This is a genomic window from Arthrobacter sp. THG-b23 (genome assembly GCF_059091265.1).
The window spans coordinates 226,681-245,540 of the sequence record NZ_JBNHGM010000005.1 but is presented as its reverse complement, the minus strand read 5'-3'; the positions used below and the strand labels follow the sequence as shown (position 1 = coordinate 245,540).

Sequence of the window (18,860 nt, the reverse complement as noted above, 5' to 3'; positions counted from 1 at the left end):
TGCCGCCGAGTCGCATCGAGGTTGGCAAACGTGGCAAAATGGACACTTGTGCCACCGGGTCAGCGTTCGTGGCGGCACAGTCCGCCCTGGTGTAATGGCAGCACCCCGGCCTTTGGAGCCGTGGAGTATAGGTTCGAATCCTATGGGCGGAACGACCACCGGCCGGTAAACAGGCGGTGTTGCGGCAGGTAGTATGCCGTTAACAGAAATGCACCGGCCACACCGGAATCAGCGCAGCGAGGAGTGCCACTTAGTGAGCCCCCAGGACGTCCCTGAAAAAAACGTCAAAAACGCTTCAACACCGGCAGCGGTCATCGTCCTGGCCGCGGGGGCGGGCACCCGGATGAAGTCCAAAAAGCCCAAGATTTTGCATGAGATCGGCGGAGTCTCCATGGTGGGCCACGCGCTCGCCGCGGCCCGCGGCCTGGCACCCACGGTGCTCGCCGCCGTCGTACGCCACGAGCGCGACCGTGTGGCGGAGCACATTTCCTCGCTGGACCCGGACGTACTGATCGTCGACCAGGACGAGATCCCCGGTACGGGGCGTGCAGTGGAAGTGGCGCTGGATGCGCTTCCTGCCGAACTGGACGGCCCTGTGGTGGTCACCTACGGCGATGTTCCGCTGCTGACCACGGCGCTGCTCAAGGAACTCGTGGCCGAGCACGCGTCCAGCGGAAATGCCGTCACCGTGCTGACCGCGGTCCTCGATGACGCCGGCGGGTACGGGCGGATCATCCGCGCCGACGACGGCAGTGTCCAGGGCATCGTCGAGCACAAGGACGCCACGGAAGAACAGCGTGCGATCCGCGAGGTCAACTCCGGCATCTATGCCTTCGACGCCGGTGTCCTTCGCGCAGCCTTGTCCAAGATCACCACGGACAACGCCCAGGGTGAGAAGTACCTGACCGACGTGCTGTCGCTGGCCCGGGCCGACGGCGGCCGGGTGGCCGCCGTCGTCACCGCCGACCGCTGGCAGGTGGAGGGGGCGAACGACCGGGTCCAGTTGGCGGCCCTTGGCGCGGAGCACAACCGGCGAATTTTGGACGCTGCCATGCGGTCCGGCGTCAGCATCGTGGATCCGTCATCGACCTGGATCGACTCGACGGTGACGTTCGGTACCGACGTGACGCTGCTGCCCGGCACACAACTGCACGGCGTCACGCATGTCTCCTCCGATGCGGTGGTGGGGCCGGAGACGACCCTAACGAACGTGACCGTGGGCGAAGGCGCTTCGGTGGTCAGGACGCACGGCACCGATTCCGAGATCGGGCCCGGCGCCACGGTTGGCCCGTTCACCTACCTGCGCCCCGGCACGGTGCTGGGCGAAAAGGGCAAGATTGGCGCGTTCTACGAAACCAAGAACGTGAGCATCGGCAAGGGCGCCAAGCTGTCCCATCTGGGCTATGCCGGCGATGCCGAGATCGGTGAGAACGCCAACATTGGCTGCGGCAACATCACCGCCAATTACGACGGCGAGAAGAAGCACCGGACCGTCATCGGCTCGAACGTGCGCACCGGCTCGAACACCGTCTTTGTCGCTCCCGTGCGCGTCGGCGACGGTGCCTACTCCGGCGCAGGCGCGGTGATCCGCAAAGATGTGCCGCCCGGAGCGCTCGCGGTCAGCGTCGCACCGCAGCGGAACCTTGACGGCTGGGTGCAGAAGAACCGCCCCGGCAGCTCATCTGCAGAAGCTGCCTCCCGAACTTCCTCCACGCAATCCCCAACTGCAGAAAGTGATCCTTCATGAGCGGAATCAAGGCACAGGGCGAAAAGAGGCTGGTGCTGGCCTCCGGACGCGCCCATCCGGAACTGGCGCGGGAGATCGCCAAAGAGTTGGAGATCGACCTCCTGCCGACGTCCGCCTACGACTTCGCAAACGGCGAGATCTACGTGCGGTTCGAGGAAAGCGTGCGCGGTACCGACGCGTTCGTAATCCAGGCGCACCCGGCTCCCATCAACGAATGGCTGATGGAGCACCTGATCATGGTGGACACGTTGAAGCGGGCTTCCGCCAAGCGCATCACCGTGGTGGCTCCGTTCTACCCGTATGCCCGGCAGGACAAGAAGCACCGCGGCCGGGAACCGATTTCGGCCCGGCTGGTGGCCGACATGTACAAGACGGCCGGCGCGGACCGGCTGATCTCCGTCGACCTGCACACGGCGCAGATCCAGGGTTTCTTCGACGGTCCAGTCGACCACCTCATGGCTATTCCGCTCCTGGCCGAGTATGTCCGCACACGGGTCGACCTGGACAACTTGACCGTCGTGTCCCCGGATACCGGCCGCGTCCGTGTTGCTGAACAGTGGGCCGAGCGACTGGGCGGGGCTCCGCTGGCCTTTGTGCACAAGTCCCGCGACGTGAACGCGCCCAACCAGGCCGTGTCTAAGCAGGTCGTCGGTTTGGTCGAGGGACGCACCTGCGTGCTGATCGACGACATGATCGATACCGGCGGAACCATCTCCGGCGCCGTCCAGGTGCTGAAGAACGCCGGCGCCAAGGACGTCATCATCGCGGCAACGCACGCCGTGTTCTCCGATCCCGCCGCCCGCCGGCTTTCCGAGAGCGGTGCCCGGGAAGTGGTGGTCACCAACACGCTGCCAATCCCGCCGGAGAAGAACTTCAAGGAACTGACCGTCCTCTCCATTGCTCCGCTGATCGCCCGCGCGGTCCGCGAGGTCTTCGAAGACGGCTCGGTCACGAGCCTGTTCGACGGCAAGGCCTGACAACGGCGTTCTGAACTAAGTTCCAACCAGCCATAACGGGTTCCCGAACGGGGCCGGCGGCGGGGGCCTGAAGAAACGGGCCACCCCATCGTCGGCTCCGTTTTCCATGTCCGGCGGAGGATTGCCGCGGAGCGTCGCCCGGAGCATGAACTTAGATCCGCAGCCCTACGGCTGGAGTGGCAAGTGACCGCTGGCTGTGAGCTGGTTCCACCCGGGTAGCCCGCAGCCGATATCTAGGTAGCGCAACGTCAAGACGCGTAGCGTCCCCCCGTGCAGGCGTGGTCCCAGGCTCCTACATTAGGGATGTGGGCCGGGAGCGGCCATGGCAGAATCGGCCGGAGCGCCAGCGGAATTCCCCCTCACCGCTGATGCGAAGGCCGAGAGTGGTCCCGAGGTGGAGCAGTCCTCCGAGACCGGGACTGTGCCTTCGCCACCGTGGATCGTCTGCCGCTGCCGTTCCCGGCCCACCTGCTACTCGTATACAAGGCCCGGCTTGCTGGCTATGGTTAATTTCACGTCCGATTGGGGTTGGGCGCTGGGGGCAGGGGAAGAAAGACGGTCTCGCCATGAAGGCTGGAACTTTATTCAGTCATGCGCTTGTGCCCGGCCCGGACACCGTTCTGATCGGCCGGGTGGAAGCAACAGGAGCGGTTCTTGAAGCGCTGACGGACAGGGAATCCGCGGGCGCAGTCGTGGTCGCGCCTTCCGGATACGGGAAGACCCTGCTGGCACGGCATGTGGCCGGGCATCTTGGGGCGAGTGTTCTGGTCGTCCAGCTGCGGGGCACCGCGTACGCGCGCAGCCGGTCCTACGGCGCGCTGACCTACTTGCTGGCCGAGTTGGATGACTCGCAGTTGGCGCACCCCATGCTGGTTCTGGACGGATTGTCACAACAGCTCAGCCAGGCAGCCGGCAGGAGAAACGTCGTCCTGCTCATCGATAATGCGGAGCATTTCGACGGCGACTCCGCCACACTGCTCAGCCAACTGGTCACACGGGGAGACGCGCGGGTAATCATCCTCGCCCGGGACTTTTCGGCGGTTCCACCGGCGTTCCTGCACCTGGGCCACGACCCGCGAATGCAGCGCATCGACCTGCCTCCGCTGGATCAGGCGGAAGTTGGCGAGTTGGCTGCGGCCGGGCTGGACGGAAGGCTTTCACGCGAGGCAGCGCGGGTGCTGCAGGCGCATTCCGGCGGGAACCCGAGGTTCGTTCCCTTGCTGGTCAGGGACTATGTTTCGTCAGGTGCTCTCCGGGAACGGCACGGTGTATGGGTTCATACCGGGAACCCAGTCAGACTGGGACCGCTCACGGTAAGCACGGTGTGTGCGACCCTGAGCGGCTTAAGCGATGACGTGCTGGATCTCGCCCGCCGGCTGGCCGCATCCGGCGGTCTGTCATTGTCCGATCTGCAAGCGACCGGCCGCGGCGACGCCTTGGACCAGCTTCAGCACCGCGGAATAGTTGGCATCGGCTACCGTCCGTTACCAGTGGCCGAAATCGCCGACCGGCTGATGGCCGAAGCCCTGCGCGCCACGTCGCCCGACGGCCATTATCGGTCCCGGCCACTAGCGGTGAACCGGAGGGCCGGCGCCCGCAGCCAGCCAGGACCGGTCCAGCACGGCTTGGTGCCGCCGCTGGACGCGGCCCGGTCCATGGTCTTCCACGGTGAGTACGATGGGTCGGTAGGGCTGCTTCGGAACTGTGCGGAGGATCCCTTTGTCCCGACCTGGCAGAGGCTGCTCAGCCGGGCCCTGCTCTGCGAATCCCTGGTCATCACCGGGCGCGGCGATGACGCGCTCGCGTTCGCCGACGAACCCCGGCCGGAGCTTGCAACGGTGTCCGAGGAATTACGCCTTGAAATTCAACAGCACCGGGCCGCGGCTTACCTGCTGTCCGGCTCGTGGCTGGGCTCTGGTGAAAGTATCCGCCGGTACGGCCGCCATGGTGATTCCGGCGGTACCTGGGAGGAACTGGTTGACGGCATCGTGCTGGCCTTGACCGGTGAACTGCACCGTGCAGCAGGCCTGCTGCGTTCCGCCCGCGCCCAAGTGTCGGAAGCGGACCCGGACGGCTTGGCACCGCTCGCCGAAGCGGCCTGGGCTTACTGCCGCGCCGTGCTCAATGAAGTCGGGGGTGAGACGGGAGGAGAGCCCCCCGGCAGCGGTCCAAGCCCTTGGCTCATCAGCCGCTTGGAACGGCATTTTCGCGCCTTGGCGCGGGCGGCCGGCGGCGACGTCGATGGTGCGCTGCGACTGCTTCGGCAGCAGGCGGCTGCGGACCGGTCGGCGGCGGTGGGCACCATGGAGCTGATGACGTTGGCGGCCATGGCGCGACTTTCCGGGGTCGACGAGGACCAACGGATGCTGGAACTTGCCACCCGGTGCCAAGGACCTTTCGCGGCTGTCTGTGAAACGTATGCGAAGGGGCTTGCCGCCGGAAACGCCAGCCTGCTTCTCCAAGCGGCCGAGCAAGCGCAACGTGCCGGTCACCTGGCCTTCGCCCGCGACGTGGCCGGCCAAGCTGAGGCGGCCGCAGCCAGAGCTGGACGGGCCGATGTACTCCGCAGGGTCAGGCGCAACATTCGTACGCTCTTGGCGGACGGGGCGGAACCAGGCTACGAGGCCGCATGGCGCGGGCGCCTCACGGCGCGTGAACAGGACGTAGCCCGGTGTGTTGCTGAGGGCCGCAGCAACCACGCTGTTGCCCAGGAACTCGGTGTCTCGACCAGAACGGTGGAAGGCCACTTGTACCAGGTATTTGCCAAGCTGCTCATTCGCAGCCGTCAAGAGTTGGCCGAGATGCTGGCTCCGGAATCTCCGGGCACAACGGCATGAACGTCCCCGGCTCCGGGGGCGGGCGCCGGAACCTCATCGATGCCGTAGCAGGATGTCTGGCCGGCCATGCCACCGGCGGCGCGGTGCTTTACGGGGACACCGGGATAGGGAAGTCAACCGTCGCGGATGAGGTAGTCCGGAGCCTTGGGGACACGGTGCGGGTGCAGCGGGCACGGGCCGAACAAACGCTGGCAAACGTTTCCTACGGGGCGCTCTTTCCTTATCTGAGGGGAGTGACCTCGGCGGAGTTGGACTCTCCGCTGGCAGTCCTGCGGACAGTGCGCTCCTCCCTTGCCGAAGGCTCCGACGGCGAGGCACGTCCCGTGTTGCTGATTGTCGACGATGTCCATGACCTGGACGACGCGAGCAGTTATCTGCTGGCGCAACTGGTCATGGCGCGTTCGCTCAAGATCCTGGCGCTCTGTAGAAGCTGGAACTCGCAGCCGCGTGAACTCCTTGGATTGTGCCAGGACGGGATCCTGGAAGCCTTCGAAGTACCTCCGCTGACGACGGCGGAAGTCCGCAACACCCTCGAGCAGATGCTCGGAGGGACGATAGCGGGCGGAACTGTGCAGTTGCTGCAGCACAAGTCTGTGGGAAATCCGCACCTGCTAAAAGCTCTGGCCGACCACGCTGCGCAAACAGGCGCTGCGGTAGAGCACCACGGATTGTGGCGGATGATCCGGGAACCCGTTGGACTCGATCCAGTCACCACTGATCTGTTCAAGGGACTGGTCAATGGGCTGGATGCATCACAGCGGCGTGTATTGGACATCGCCGCACTGGCTGGCTCGGTGCCGGCGGCAGCGGCCGGTTCCCTCTTCGACAGCGCGGTGGTCCGATCGTTGGAGGAGGCTGGGCTGCTGGCCGACATGCAGGCCGGGGACCTCACCGTGCGGCTCCGGTTTCCGCCGTACGCCGATGTTATCCGGTCCATGGTTCCCGCAGGACGCAGCGCGGAACTGCTGGACCAGTTCCTTGATGTCCTGCAACGTCTGGAACCATCACCGGGAAGAACCAGTGTGGAGCTGGTGCGTTGGAAGATCGATGCCGGCCGGCCGCCATCACTGGAAGAATCGTTGCGCGCCGCACGTCATGCCAATGACGAGTGTGAGCATCCGCTGGCCTTCCGGCTTGCCAATGCCGCGGCCACAACCGGCGATTCTGCCGCGGCCCATGTGGAACTGGCGCGCGCCCATTGGGGGCTTGGCGACAGTACGAATGCCAAAACGGCATTGGACCTGGTCAAGGACACCGCGGACCATCGGACCATCGCGGCCGCCGCGCTGCTCCGGGCGTCCCTGGTTGAGCCGGAAGCCGGCTACCGGGTTGAGCTGGAAAAGATTTCTGGCGGTTGGATGGAAGCAGCGGGAGTGCAACCCCCGACAGGCCCGGGCGACGCTCCGGTCGCCGCGGACGCCTGCCTGGATGCAGCAACCGGCGCTTGGTTGCTGAGGGCTTATGCCCACATGTTGGAAGGAGACTTCAGAACGGCCCTTGATCAGCTGGCGGCCCCTGCCGGTGGAGTTGAGGGCGCTGTTGCCCGGCTGCTTGCCGGGACCGTCAAGGCGCTGTGTCTCGCGGAAACGGGCCACTTTCGGCAAGCGGCGGAAGCCGGGACAGAGGCCCTGCAGTTGGTCCAAGCGACTCCCTCGCTGCGGGCACTCTATCCTTTCGTCTTCTCCCGCCACGTGGAGTCCTTGTTGATCTCCGGCCGCTACCAGGAAGCCGAACGCGCCCTGGATGATTACGGCAGGAGCGCTCCGTGCCGGCACCGTTGGTTTTCAGGTACCGAACCCGCTCTCCGAGGACTGCTTCTCTTTCGACAGGGCCGAATGAAGACTGCGGTCCAAGCGTTGGCGGAGGGTTTCGGGCCGCTGCGGCATGAGGATCACGGGATGCTGCTTCCTTCCGCGGTCGGAGCTGCGGCAGCTGCTGAAGCGATGTTGTGCAACGGCGAGCAAGCCACAGACTTCCGCATGGGCTTGCAGGACGAAGCGGGCACCGGGAGGCGCCCGCGCCTGCTCGTGGCCTCTGCCTTCACTGCGGTTGCTGCAACGCGCCGCGAGGGTCCGCCGGGGAAGGCACGCCCGATTCCGGTCCTTCTGCAGGGAGAACTTGAGTCCTGCGCGGCGACGGCCAGGGCCGCGGGATGGGTGAGCGCGGAGAAAGAGATCCTGGAGCAGCAGTTGCTGCTCGGGGACGGTGCCGGGGCGGACCGTCTCGCGGAACTCTGCGCCCCGTTGGATGGACTCGAAACCCAGGCTTTGGCGGCTGTCGCTTCCGGCCGGGCATCATCGGATCCGGGGGACCTGATGACAGCAGCCGAGATGGCGACGCGGGCAGGCAAAGACCTGCTCGCGGCCACGGCAATGGCATGGGCATCGGGCATCTACGAGCGGCAGGGGCTTCAGCGCCAGCACAACGGTGCACTGCACCAATTGCGGGTGGCGCTGCGTCAACTCGAGGGTGTAGCGACTCCTGCGATCGAGCGTGTCCGTGGGGGTGGACCGGCCTTGACCGCGCGGGAGCAACAGATTGTCTTCCTGGTGCGTCAGGGTGCCACCAACAAGCAGATCGCGGAGTCCTTGACGCTCTCTCCCCGGACAGCCGAGGGACACCTTTACCGGATATATCTAAAACTCGGGGTTGAGAACCGCAAACAGCTGATTCAGTATGCCGAAGTACTCGATCAGTGAGGCCATCAGTAAGTGTCTGAACGCGCGAATCCAAGTACCGCTTGGCAAGCAGCAAGTAGGCAGTCGGGCCGGCCGTGCGGGAATCAGCCGATTTGGCGGTCCAAGTCGAGTGTCGGCTACTGGGGCAAACTACGTAGCCGCTTCCTAGGCTGAAACTGTCGAAAGCACCGGAAAACACAAGGGGGCATGGGGCTTTCGACGACATCGGTTTCGGGACAGTCCGCAGACATGCGTCGGCGGGCTGTGCATCCATCCCGGCACCGCATTGGGGATACGGGCCTCACCTGAGCCACGGGCAGCAACGCGCTTCACAGCGTCACGGCAGTAGCTCAGCGCACGCTGGTCGAGCGCAGAATCCGTCTGGTGGAACGGATTGGGGACCCGGTTGAACGCATTGGGGAATGGTCATGATCGAAGAATTCGTCAAGGTCTCGAGGGTCCGCCACCCGCATGGACATTCATGCGACGGCCCCGCACCGTCCGAGGCAGCAGGATGGGACGCCGGGGTCGTCCGGGCCGGGCCCCCGGCAGTCCTATGCTCCCCTCGCCCCGAGGAGATACCCCCGATACCCCCGGGCCAGTCCACGACAGCTAAGGCAGACAAATGATGGACATTTTTGCATCCCTGGAGTCGGAGGTCCGCAGTTACTGCCGGACGTGGGACACCGTTTTCGACCACGCCGCCGGGGACAAGTTGTATAGCGAGGACGGCAGGGAATATCTGGATTTCTTTTCCGGCGCAGGCGCACTTAATTACGGGCACAATAATCCGCTTCTGCTGGAGCCGCTGATTGCGTATTTGCGCTCCGGCTCTGTCATTCATTCACTTGATATGAAGACGACGGCAAAGCGGCGATTCTTAGAGACGTTCCTGGAACTTATCCTGGCGCCACGCGGGCTGGACTATAAGGTCATGTTCACGGGCCCCACCGGGACGAACAGCGTCGAAGCGGCGCTGAAGCTGGCGCGCAAGGTTACCGGCCGGCACCAGGTGCTGAGCTTCACCAATGCGTTTCACGGGATGACGCTCGGCGCCTTGGCGGTGACGGGCAATTCAATGAAGCGCCAAGGCGCAGGAGTTCCGCTCAATAATGCTTCAAGCATTCCTTACGATGGTTATTTCGACCAGCCGACGGAAGATTTTCTGTGGCTGCAGCATGCGTTGGAGGACAGCGGGTCCGGAATGGATAAACCCGCCGCAGTCATCGTGGAGACTGTCCAGGGCGAGGGAGGGCTCAGAGCGGCCGGTGGAAAGTGGTTGCGGCGGCTCGCCGATCTCTGCCACCAGCACGGTGTGCTTCTTATTGTTGACGATGTTCAGGCCGGGTGCGGGCGCACCGGCACGTTCTTCAGTTTTGAGGAAGCAGGCATCCGCCCCGACATTGTCTGCCTGTCCAAATCGCTGTCCGGCTTCGGACTGCCGCTTGCCCTCATGCTGTCAAAGCCCGAACTAGACATCTGGAAGCCTGGCGAGCACAACGGCACCTTCCGCGGGCATAACCCGGCCTTCGTCACCGGGACCGCTGCGCTGGAGCACTTCTGGAACGGCCGCGGATTCGAACAAGACATCGCTGCTCGGGCCGCACAGTTGCACGCAGCTCTTGCAACGATGGCGGCCGGAACCGAAGGCGCCCGTGTCCGCGGCCGCGGACTCTTGGCCGGCCTGTATTTTCCGGACCGGACAATGGCACGAAAAGTTGCCGCCGAATCCTTCGCCCGAGGCTTGCTCGTAGAAACCTCCGGACCGGAGGGAGAAGTGGTCAAAACCATGCCGGCGCTGACCATCAGCGCGGAAAACATGACCCGCGGGCTTGACCTTCTTGCAGAGGCGGTCGGGTCGGTTACCGGTGAGCGGCGCGACGAAGTATCAATCAACCGCGGCGGGGAAGTTCCGAGGGCACGGGCGTCCGCTTCCGTTCTGCAGCAGGCAGTCAGTGAGCCGGCCGAGCACATTGGCAGATAGGTGGAAAGCGCTCCGGCCGCGCGCCGCAGGGCGGTCCGGAGTTGTGGCGGGCAGGGCACCGCACCGAGGTGCAGCGCAGTCCACGAAGATCGGGGGGCCAGGGTGAAAAACTTCAAGCGCATGGATGGGGCTGCTGTCCGGACGGCGAAGGACTCATTCGCCCTCCCGCGCAGTGCCTCGACGAGCGGCGGGGCGCTGCCGGGCGGATTGCCGGTAACGATGGGCGCGGCGGGACGACCGACGAACGTCATAGTGCAGAAGTACGGTGGCTCGTCGGTGGCGAATGCCGCAGGCATTCGACGCGCTGCTCAGCGGGTGGCTGAGACACAGGCCTCCGGATATCAAGTAGTGGCGGTGGTTTCCGCCATGGGCGACACCACCGACGAGTTGTTGGATCTCGCGGCCAGTGTCTCGCCGCATCCACCTGCCCGCGAACTCGACACCCTGTTGACGACCGGCGAACTCGTTTCGGCGGCCTTGCTGGCGATCGCCTTGGCGGATTTGGGGGCCGATGTCCGGACTTTCACCGGCAGCGAGGCGGGCCTCATCACCGACGACTGCCATGGCAAAGCGCACATTATCGATGTCGATCCGCGCAGGATCCGCACCTGCCTGAAGAACGGTCAGATCGCCGTCGTGGCAGGGTTCCAGGGTAAAAGCCGCAAAGGGAAAACGGTCACCACTCTGGGAAGGGGAGGTTCGGACCTGACCGCCGTCGCGCTCGCCGCAGCACTGGGTGCAAGCGTCTGTGAGATCTATACGGATGTGGACGGTATCTATACGGCGGATCCGCGGATAGTACCCAATGCCCGCAAGATTGACGTGCTCGCCAGCGAGGAAATGCTTGAGTTCGCGGCCGCGGGAGCAAAGGTTCTCCACCTCCGATGCATTGAATACGCCCGTCGTTTCGGTGTCCCCATTCATGTCCGATCCTCGTTCGTGCAAAAGCGGGGCACCATGATTCTGCCCAGTCTCGACCAGCCCCATTCGAATGCGCACGCAGGCGAACAGACCCTGGTTTCGGGCGTGGCAAGCGTCAACTCTGCAGCACAAGTCACCGTCGCCGGCATCCCAACCTGCTCGAGGACCGCAGCGCGGCTCCTTCAGGAACTCGCCGCATCGGGGCTGCACATCGAGATGATCGCCCAAAATCCGCGGGATGCTGGCGCCGAAACCGCCGATATCACCTTCACCCTTCCATCCGCGGAGGCGCCGGCAGCTATTTCGGTTTTGGACGCGGCCCAGACCTGCATCGGTTTTGAAGCGCTCTATCACAATGACGAAGTGGGCAAGGTCTTGCTCACTGGACTCGGGATGCGCTCTTCGCCCGCTACCTTGAGCACTTTCTTCAAAGCGCTCTCGGACGCCGGAATCAGTCCTGAAATGATCTCGATTTCGGAGCTGTGCATCGCGGCTGTGGCACGCACCGATGAGCTTGCCGATGCTGTCCGCGCGCTCCAGATCGCCTTTGGCCTGACGCCTTTGGAAAAAGAAGCCGCGCCATTGGAAAGGGAAGCCGTGGGGGACCGCACGCAAGACACTCTTCCGCCGTTCGTCGTTCAGGCGGCTGCCTCTACCCGGCCAGGATCTTCCCTGTGACGTCGGGCTGAAAGGAAAGGCCCAAGGCGCAGACCCTCTGCCGAGCCGGCACAAGGACATTGGCTTTCTGCACCACGTGAGCAGGGGCTAACCGCAGTAACCCATCTACCCAAAAGCACCGCCGATACGGGAGGTACCAATGGCTCCAGCCGAGGACTCGTACTCTGGATCAGAGGACACCACCATGCTCGTCGGACAGATGCCGGTGCGGAAGCGGCGGGCCGGTGCCCACAAGGCGGCTCCGGAAACATTCGTCGCGCTGGCCGCCCGCACCGGCCAGGCCCCGGCAGCAGTCAACGGACGCGCCGGCAGCACGGTTGCTCCCACGACCGCAGTGTCCTCAGGGGGCCCTGCACCGACCCCTCGAACTTTGTTGGACATCCTTTTTCGCACCGTGGACGAGTACCCGGACGCCGTAGCGCTGGATGATGGCACCACCTCGCTGAGTTACCTGGCGCTGCTGGGGCGGATCGAGTCCCTGGCCCTGGACCTGCGCGAACGCGGGATCGGTACCGGCGACCGGGTCGGCGTCCTGATGGCCGCGGATACGGTCGACCTCTACATCGCCGTGCTGGCCGTGCTCGTCCGCGGCGCGGCATACGTCCCTGTCGATCCTGACGAGCCAGGGGACCGGGCTGCGAGGGTCTGGGAAGAGGCTCAAGTATGCGCTGTAGTCGAATCCGGGCTGCGGGTCCGTCCCGTTATGGACGCGCCCTCCCATGGGGAAGTTCGCCCGCCCACCGCCGACGATGATGCGTGGATCATCTTCACCTCCGGCTCGACTGGCAGGCCCAAGGGGATTGCCTTTTCCCACCGGTCGGTGGCCGCTCTCGTGGACGCCGAAGCGTCCGTCTTCTGCACCGAGGAGCCGCTCGGGCCCGGCGATCGTGTGCTGGCCGGTCTTCCCGTCAGTGCCGACACTTGCGAAGAGATGTGGCTGGCCTGGCGGCACGGCGCCTGTTTGGTGCCGGCCCCACGCGAGGTGGTCCGATCCGGCGAGGAGCTGGGTCCGTGGATGGCGGCCCGGGGTATCACCGTCGTCCCCACGGTGCCGGCCCTGGCTGCACTTTGGCAGGCGGAATCGCTGCAAAACGTGCGGTTGCTGATCTTCGGCCGCGAGGCGTGCCCCGCGGATCTTGCGGCGCGACTGGCCGCCCCGGGCAGGGAGGTCTGGAACACCTACGGGCCCACCGCAACCACCGTCGTCGCCTGCGCTCAGGCCGACGGGTCGACTCCGGTGCGCATCGACCGGCCGTTGCCCGGCTGGCAACTGGCCGTGGTGGGCAAGGGCGACGCGCCTGTCGCTTGGGGCGAAGAAGGAGAACTGGTCATCGGCGGCGTCGGGTTGGGCAGGTGCCTCGATCCCAGCGAAGATGCCGAGAAGTATGCTCCCATGGACACCCTGGGCTGGCCTCGGGCATATCGCACCGGAGACCTTGTCCGCGCCGATCATGAAGGTCTGGTATTTATCGGCCGGGCCGACGGGCATGCCGAACCTGCCGGACGGAGACTCGAACTCAGCGAGACGGAGCGCGGTGCGGCGCCGTACGAGGTGCGCTCGGACGGTTCGGTGCCCGCGGCTGACGCGGCTCGTGAGGCGACGGCAGCTACTTTGGACCCGTTGCTGCTGCAGTCCTCGCACCGCCAAAGTGTGCGGTGGTCGCCGGGTGAGCGTCTGGAGGCGCTCTTCGAGAACCGATGCGACTCGCTGCGCCGCGAAGGCCGAGCAAGCCAGTTGGCGGTCGACTCCGGGGACTCGACGTTGACCTACGACCAGCTTGACGCGCGGGCCAATCAGCTGGCCCGTCACCTGCTCGCCGACGGAGCACGGTCCGGCGACCGTATTGCGCTGCTATTCGACGATGCACTGTGGTCCTACGTCTCGATGCTGGCGGTGCTGAAGATTCAGGCGGCATATGTGCCGTTGGACGCCGGATTCCCGCCAGACCGGATGGGCTACATCATGGAGGATTCCGGCGCCAGCTGCGTGCTGACCTTGAGCCACCTGGCCAGCCTGTTGCCGCAAGGTTGCCCCCGCGCCCTGAGTTTGGACACGGCCGCCGCGGACATCGCGGGTCTGCCCGGCTCCCGGCTCACCGACAGCGAAAAGCCCGACCCGGTCGAGAACTTGGCCTACATCATCTATACCTCGGGGTCCACCGGCCGTCCCAAGGGGGTGGCCATCGAACACACCAGCATCTGCAACTTTGTCCGGGTCGCCGCCGAGGTCTACGGATATCAGAGCGATGACCGCGTCTATCAGGGGCTGACAATCGCCTTCGACTTCTCCGTCGAGGAGATGTGGGTGCCATGGATGGTCGGTGCGACTCTGGTGCCCAAGCCGAGTTCGAAGAGCCTGCTCGGGGCAGACCTGGAACGGTTCGTCATCGACAACCGTGTTACCGCGATGTGTTGTGTACCCACCCTGCTGGCCACACTTGAGCATGAGCTCCCTGGTCTGCGTTTTCTGCTGGTCTCCGGTGAGGCCTGCCCGCGGGATCTGGCCGAGCGCTGGCACCGGCCGGGCCGGAGGTTCCTCAACGTCTACGGGCCTACCGAAGCGACCGTGACCGCCACGTGGGACGTTATGCATCCCGACAAGCCGATCACACTCGGCCAACCACTGCCGACCTACACGATCATGATTTTGGATCCCGAGGAGCCACGGGCCCTGCCACGGGGCGAAATGGGTGAGATCGGCATCGCCGGGATCGGGCTGGCGGTCGGTTACGTGAATCATCCCGAGAAGACAGATTCAGTCTTCATCCCCGACTTCATGGGCATTCCGAACAACCCCTCCGGACGAATCTATCGCAGCGGCGATCTTGGCCGCATCACCGACGACGGGTTGATCGAGTACCACGGCCGGATCGACACCCAGGTCAAGATCCGCGGATACCGGATCGAGCTGTCCGAGATCGAATCGGTGCTCCTGCAAGTCCCCGGGATTGCTCAGGCAGTGGTCGAGACGCATGAATCAGCACCGGGGATGACCGAGCTCGCCGCGTTCTATACGTTGCGCAAGGGTGTCTCCGATCTCGCGCCCGAGATCATCAGGGAGGAGCTCCGCGACCGACTGCCGAGCTACATGGTCCCGGCCTTCTACGAGCAGCTTGAGACCATGCCGATGCTGCCCAGCGACAAGGCCGACCGTAAGAACCTGCCGACGCCCAGCAACCGGGTGAGCGCTTCGGTTGACGCCGAGTACTGCGAGCCGGCGACGGACGCAGAGGCGGCGTTGGCGGAGCAGCTCGCTGACGTGCTGGGATTGGGACGCGTCTCCGTCGAGGCTCACATCTTCGACAACCTCGGGGCCAACTCACTGCTGATGGCGCGCTTCTCCGCTGCGCTGCGCTCAAACACCGACCTGCCGCCGGTCGGTCTGCAGGTCATTTATGAGCATCCGACGATCCGAGGGCTCGCTGCGGCGATCGCTTCTCCGACCGCGGCCGACGTGTGGGCGGAACAGGAAGCGCCCACCCGGCCAAAACGAGGGCGGATTTCCACTTTCGACATCGTGCTTTGCGGTGTCCTGCAAGCAGCGCTCTCCATCGGCTACTCCTACGCCTTCATCACGGCGATCGTGGCCGGCTACACCTGGGTCATTGCAGGGGCCGACGTCCTGGAGATCTGGGGACGTTCGGTCATCGTCGGGGTCAGCTTCTTTCTGGCCCTCAGCATCGTGCCGATCCTGCTCAAATGGCTGATCCTCGGACGGTGGAAAGAGCAGAACATCCGCATCTGGTCCCTGGCATACGTCAAGTTCTGGTTTGTCCGTGCGCTGATTAGAATCAACCCGCTGGCGTTCTTCGTGGGCACGCCAATCCTTCCCTTCTATCTGCGGTTGCTGGGGGCGAAGATCGGCGCCAACGTCACCATCCTCACCCCCATTACTCCTGTGTGCACCGACCTCTTGACGATCGGCAGCGGAACGGTGATCAATCGGGATACGTTCTACTTGGGCTACCGGGCCCATAACGGGTGGATCCAGACCGGCCGTGTCACCCTTGGCCAGGACGTCTTGATCAGCGAGAGGTGCGTGCTGGACATTGACTCTACGATGGGTGATGGAGCGCAGCTGGGCCACTCGTCGTCGCTGCAGCGACTGCAGTCCGTACCCGCCGGCGAAAGCTGGCACGGATCCCCTGCGGTACCAACGGACGTGAACTACCGTTTGGTTGAGCCGCTGCCGGTTAGCCGGCGGCGACGGGTCACCTACAGTGCGTTCGTCCTGATCAGCAACACCGTCCTGTTCGGCCCGCTGCTTCTGTTGGCCATCGCGCTGCTCCTGCCGGCCTACGTGGAAACCGGCCACGTGAACCATGCGAACCCGGGGTTCTACCTGGATCTCGCATTGGCTTCTTTCGTCTTGCTGTTCGGTGGCATGTTCGTCGGTCTGGCAGCAATGTTGACGGTTCCTCGAGTGCTCAATTTCTTGATCAAACCGGGGGAGGCCTATCCGCTGTATGGTCTGCGCTATGCGGCCCACCGACTCATCTTCCGGATGACCAATGTCTTCCAGTTCATGCATATCAGCGGGGACAGCTCCCTGGCTGTGCACTACCTCCGTATGCTCGGCTACAAGCAGCCCAATCTGGAGCAGACCGGGTCGAACTTCGGGACGGAACTCGACCACGACAACCCTTACCTGACCACCGTGGGATCCGGGACCATGATCTCCGACGGGGTGTCGATCAGCAACGCCAACTACTCGAGTACGTCCTTCCGCGTTTCCGAGGTAGAAATCGGGGCGAAGAACTTCTTCGGCAACGACATTCCGTATCCCGCCGGCGCTCGTGCCGGCGACAACGTTCTTTTCGGCAGCAAAGTCATGGTTCCCATCCACGGCGAGGTCAGGCAAAACGTCGGCCTGCTCGGTTCACCGGCATTCGAGATTCCCCGCTCGGTCAATCAGGACACAGCGTTCCTCAAGATCGACAGCCAGAAGGAAATCGCCCGCCGGCTGCCGGCCAAAAACCGGCACAATGCAATTTCGATTGGACTGTATCTGGCCAGCCGGTGGGTTCTCGTCCTCGCCGGCATGCTGGCGTTCTCACTCGCCATCATTCTGTTCCCCGGTGTACCGGGCCCCGGACTCTATGCGGGCACGGTCAGCTTCGGCGCCTTCATGATCGCCTTCTTCATCGTGCTTGAGCGTGCCGCCCAGGGATTCAAAGCGATGGTCCCGACTGTTTGCTCCATCTATGACGTGAAATTCTGGCGGCACGAACGGTTTTGGAAGTTCATCACCTATCCGCTGTATTTCTTCGACGGCACCCCGTTCAAGCCCCTGTTCTGGCGCCTGCATGGTGTGCGGATGGGCAAGCGGGTCTTTGACGACGGCTGCGTCATCCCGGAGAAGACGTTGGTGGCCGTCGGCGACGACACGACCCTCAATCTCGCCAGCGTCGTGCAGTGCCACTCAATGGAGGACGGCGTCTTCAAGCTCGACGCCATTACCATCGGCCGGGGGGCCACCTTGGGCGTCGGCGCCTACGTGCTCTACGACGTCGCCATGGGCGACGGTTCGGTGCTGGAGGCCGACTCCTTCCTGATGAAGGGTAGCCAAGTGCCGGAGGGCGCGCGGTACGGTGGCAACCCGGCACGGGAAATTGTCTAGGCACCGGAAGGCAGGGACGAAGATGGGCCCCATTCAGGACAGCCAGGGACGCGACGTCAGCCCTGCGGCCGGTGAGTCGATGCAGAAGCGGAGGCGGCTGGTCGGCATCGACGCGGCCCGCGGTCTGGCCCTCGTCGGGATGATCGCCATTCACATCCTGCCGGACGCGAATGAGGAAACCCACGAGCCGACCCTGGCGTGGATCCTTTTCGCCGGCGACTCGGCTGCGCTGTTCGCCCTCCTCGCCGGAGTGGGTCTGGCCCTCTCCTCCGGCGGGTATAGACCGCACACGGGGCGGCGAATGGCGGGGGACCGTCTGGGACTGGCCGTGCGGGCCGTCCTGATCGCAGCAATAGCCCTGACGATCGCGCCCTTTTTGCAGCAGGAGGACCCTCCTGCCTACGGCATCTTGATTTACTACTCGGTATTCTTCCTGCTCGCCATTCCTTTCCTCCATCTGCGGCCCAAAACATTGTTCATCAGCGCAGCGGTCTTCGGCATCGTCTCGCCGATCCTGCTGCAGAAGCTGGATCCAATGCTCCCGACATCGTCGACGTTCAACCCCACCGTGGGGCATTTCTTCTTCGAACCGGCCGGCGTGGCCTCGGATCTACTGCTGACCGGTTCATATCCGGCGCTGGCGTACATGTGCTACATCCTGACCGGCTTGGGGATCGGACGACTGGACCTGCGGAAGCCTAAGGTGCAGGGATATATCGCCGTTATCGGTGCAGGCTTGGCGATCTTGTCCAACGCAGCCTCAGCCATCCTGCTGTATGCCATGGGAGGCTTCGAGCGGCTGCTCGCCACCAGCGGGATGACGGAGGAAGAGTTGGACAATGGTCTTGTCTTTGGGCCCGGGATCATTCCGGACACCTCCGCTTGGTGGCTCGCTATCGCGACACCGCACTCCAACATGCCGCTGGCAATCGCCAGCAGCCTCGGTCTCGGTCTGTTGGCGACCGGCCTGTTCCTCCTGGCCGAGCGGGCGGCCGCACGCTTGCTGGCACCCCTTGCCGCGATGGGCTCGATGACACTGACCCTCTACTCCGCGCACCTGCTCGCGCTCAGCCCGGAGGTGCACTACGAGGCACCCTTTGTGTGGTTCATCGTGCATCTATCGGTCGCCGTGGCGTTCGGTGTAATCTGGCGCCGCTGGCTGGGACAAGGCCCCTTGGAGAGACCGGTCGCCGCGGCCGCCAGAAACTTCGGACAGATCGCGGACGACGGGTCGTCCGGCTCTCCTGCGGCATCCGGAACGGTTCCCCGCTGATGAGGGACCTCTTGCCCCGGGCGCACAGGCCGGGAAGTGCTTCGGCAACCTTGTGGGCACCACCGCATCCATACTGAACTGGCCAAGCGAGGTCTACCCCTGGGGACTTCATCCTTGTGCCTGCATGCCTGCCACCAGAACGCCT

General features: G+C 64.4%; 8 protein-coding genes and 1 tRNA gene. All 9 read left to right on the top strand.

Features of this window, described 5'->3' with window-relative positions; translation table 11 throughout:
- Window positions 1-80 precede the first annotated feature (80 nt).
- The 9 genes from AC5RVD_RS11575 (at window position 81) to AC5RVD_RS11535 (ending at window position 18,715) form a co-directional block, all read left to right on the top strand.
- Window positions 81-152, top strand: a tRNA-Gln gene (locus AC5RVD_RS11575).
- A 101-nt stretch (window positions 153-253) separates the two neighbouring features.
- Window positions 254-1,747: a bifunctional UDP-N-acetylglucosamine diphosphorylase/glucosamine-1-phosphate N-acetyltransferase GlmU gene (glmU, locus tag AC5RVD_RS11570; protein ID WP_494111532.1), complete on the top strand. Its 1,494-nt coding sequence runs from the start codon at window positions 254-256 to the stop codon at window positions 1,745-1,747.
- Window positions 1,744-2,724: a ribose-phosphate diphosphokinase gene (locus AC5RVD_RS11565; RefSeq protein ID WP_493978678.1), complete on the top strand. Its 981-nt coding sequence runs from the start codon at window positions 1,744-1,746 to the stop codon at window positions 2,722-2,724. The genes glmU and AC5RVD_RS11565 overlap by 4 nt, the downstream gene beginning before the upstream one ends.
- A 632-nt stretch (window positions 2,725-3,356) precedes the next feature.
- On the top strand, window positions 3,357-5,561 hold the full coding sequence (locus AC5RVD_RS11560; protein WP_494126987.1) for a helix-turn-helix transcriptional regulator: 2,205 nt from the start codon (window positions 3,357-3,359) through the stop codon (window positions 5,559-5,561).
- Window positions 5,558-8,260 carry a LuxR C-terminal-related transcriptional regulator gene (locus tag AC5RVD_RS11555; RefSeq protein ID WP_494126986.1) on the top strand — a complete coding sequence of 901 codons (2,703 nt, stop codon included), beginning with the start codon at window positions 5,558-5,560 and terminating at the stop codon, window positions 8,258-8,260. The genes AC5RVD_RS11560 and AC5RVD_RS11555 overlap by 4 nt, the downstream gene beginning before the upstream one ends.
- Before the next feature lie 607 nt (window positions 8,261-8,867).
- A complete protein-coding gene (gene ectB / locus AC5RVD_RS11550; protein WP_494111558.1) occupies window positions 8,868-10,223 on the top strand; it encodes a diaminobutyrate--2-oxoglutarate transaminase in 1,356 nt (451 codons plus the stop codon).
- 219 nt (window positions 10,224-10,442) lie between these two features.
- Window positions 10,443-11,822, top strand: coding sequence for an aspartate kinase (locus tag AC5RVD_RS11545; RefSeq protein WP_494111557.1), 1,380 nt, complete (start codon window positions 10,443-10,445; stop codon window positions 11,820-11,822).
- 139 nt (window positions 11,823-11,961) lie between these two features.
- Window positions 11,962-17,442: a Pls/PosA family non-ribosomal peptide synthetase gene (locus AC5RVD_RS11540; RefSeq protein ID WP_494126985.1), complete on the top strand. Its 5,481-nt coding sequence runs from the start codon at window positions 11,962-11,964 to the stop codon at window positions 17,440-17,442.
- A gap of 22 nt (window positions 17,443-17,464) precedes the next feature.
- On the top strand, window positions 17,465-18,715 hold the full coding sequence (locus AC5RVD_RS11535; RefSeq protein WP_494111528.1) for a heparan-alpha-glucosaminide N-acetyltransferase domain-containing protein: 1,251 nt from the start codon (window positions 17,465-17,467) through the stop codon (window positions 18,713-18,715).
- The last annotated feature ends 145 nt before the right edge of the window (window positions 18,716-18,860 follow it).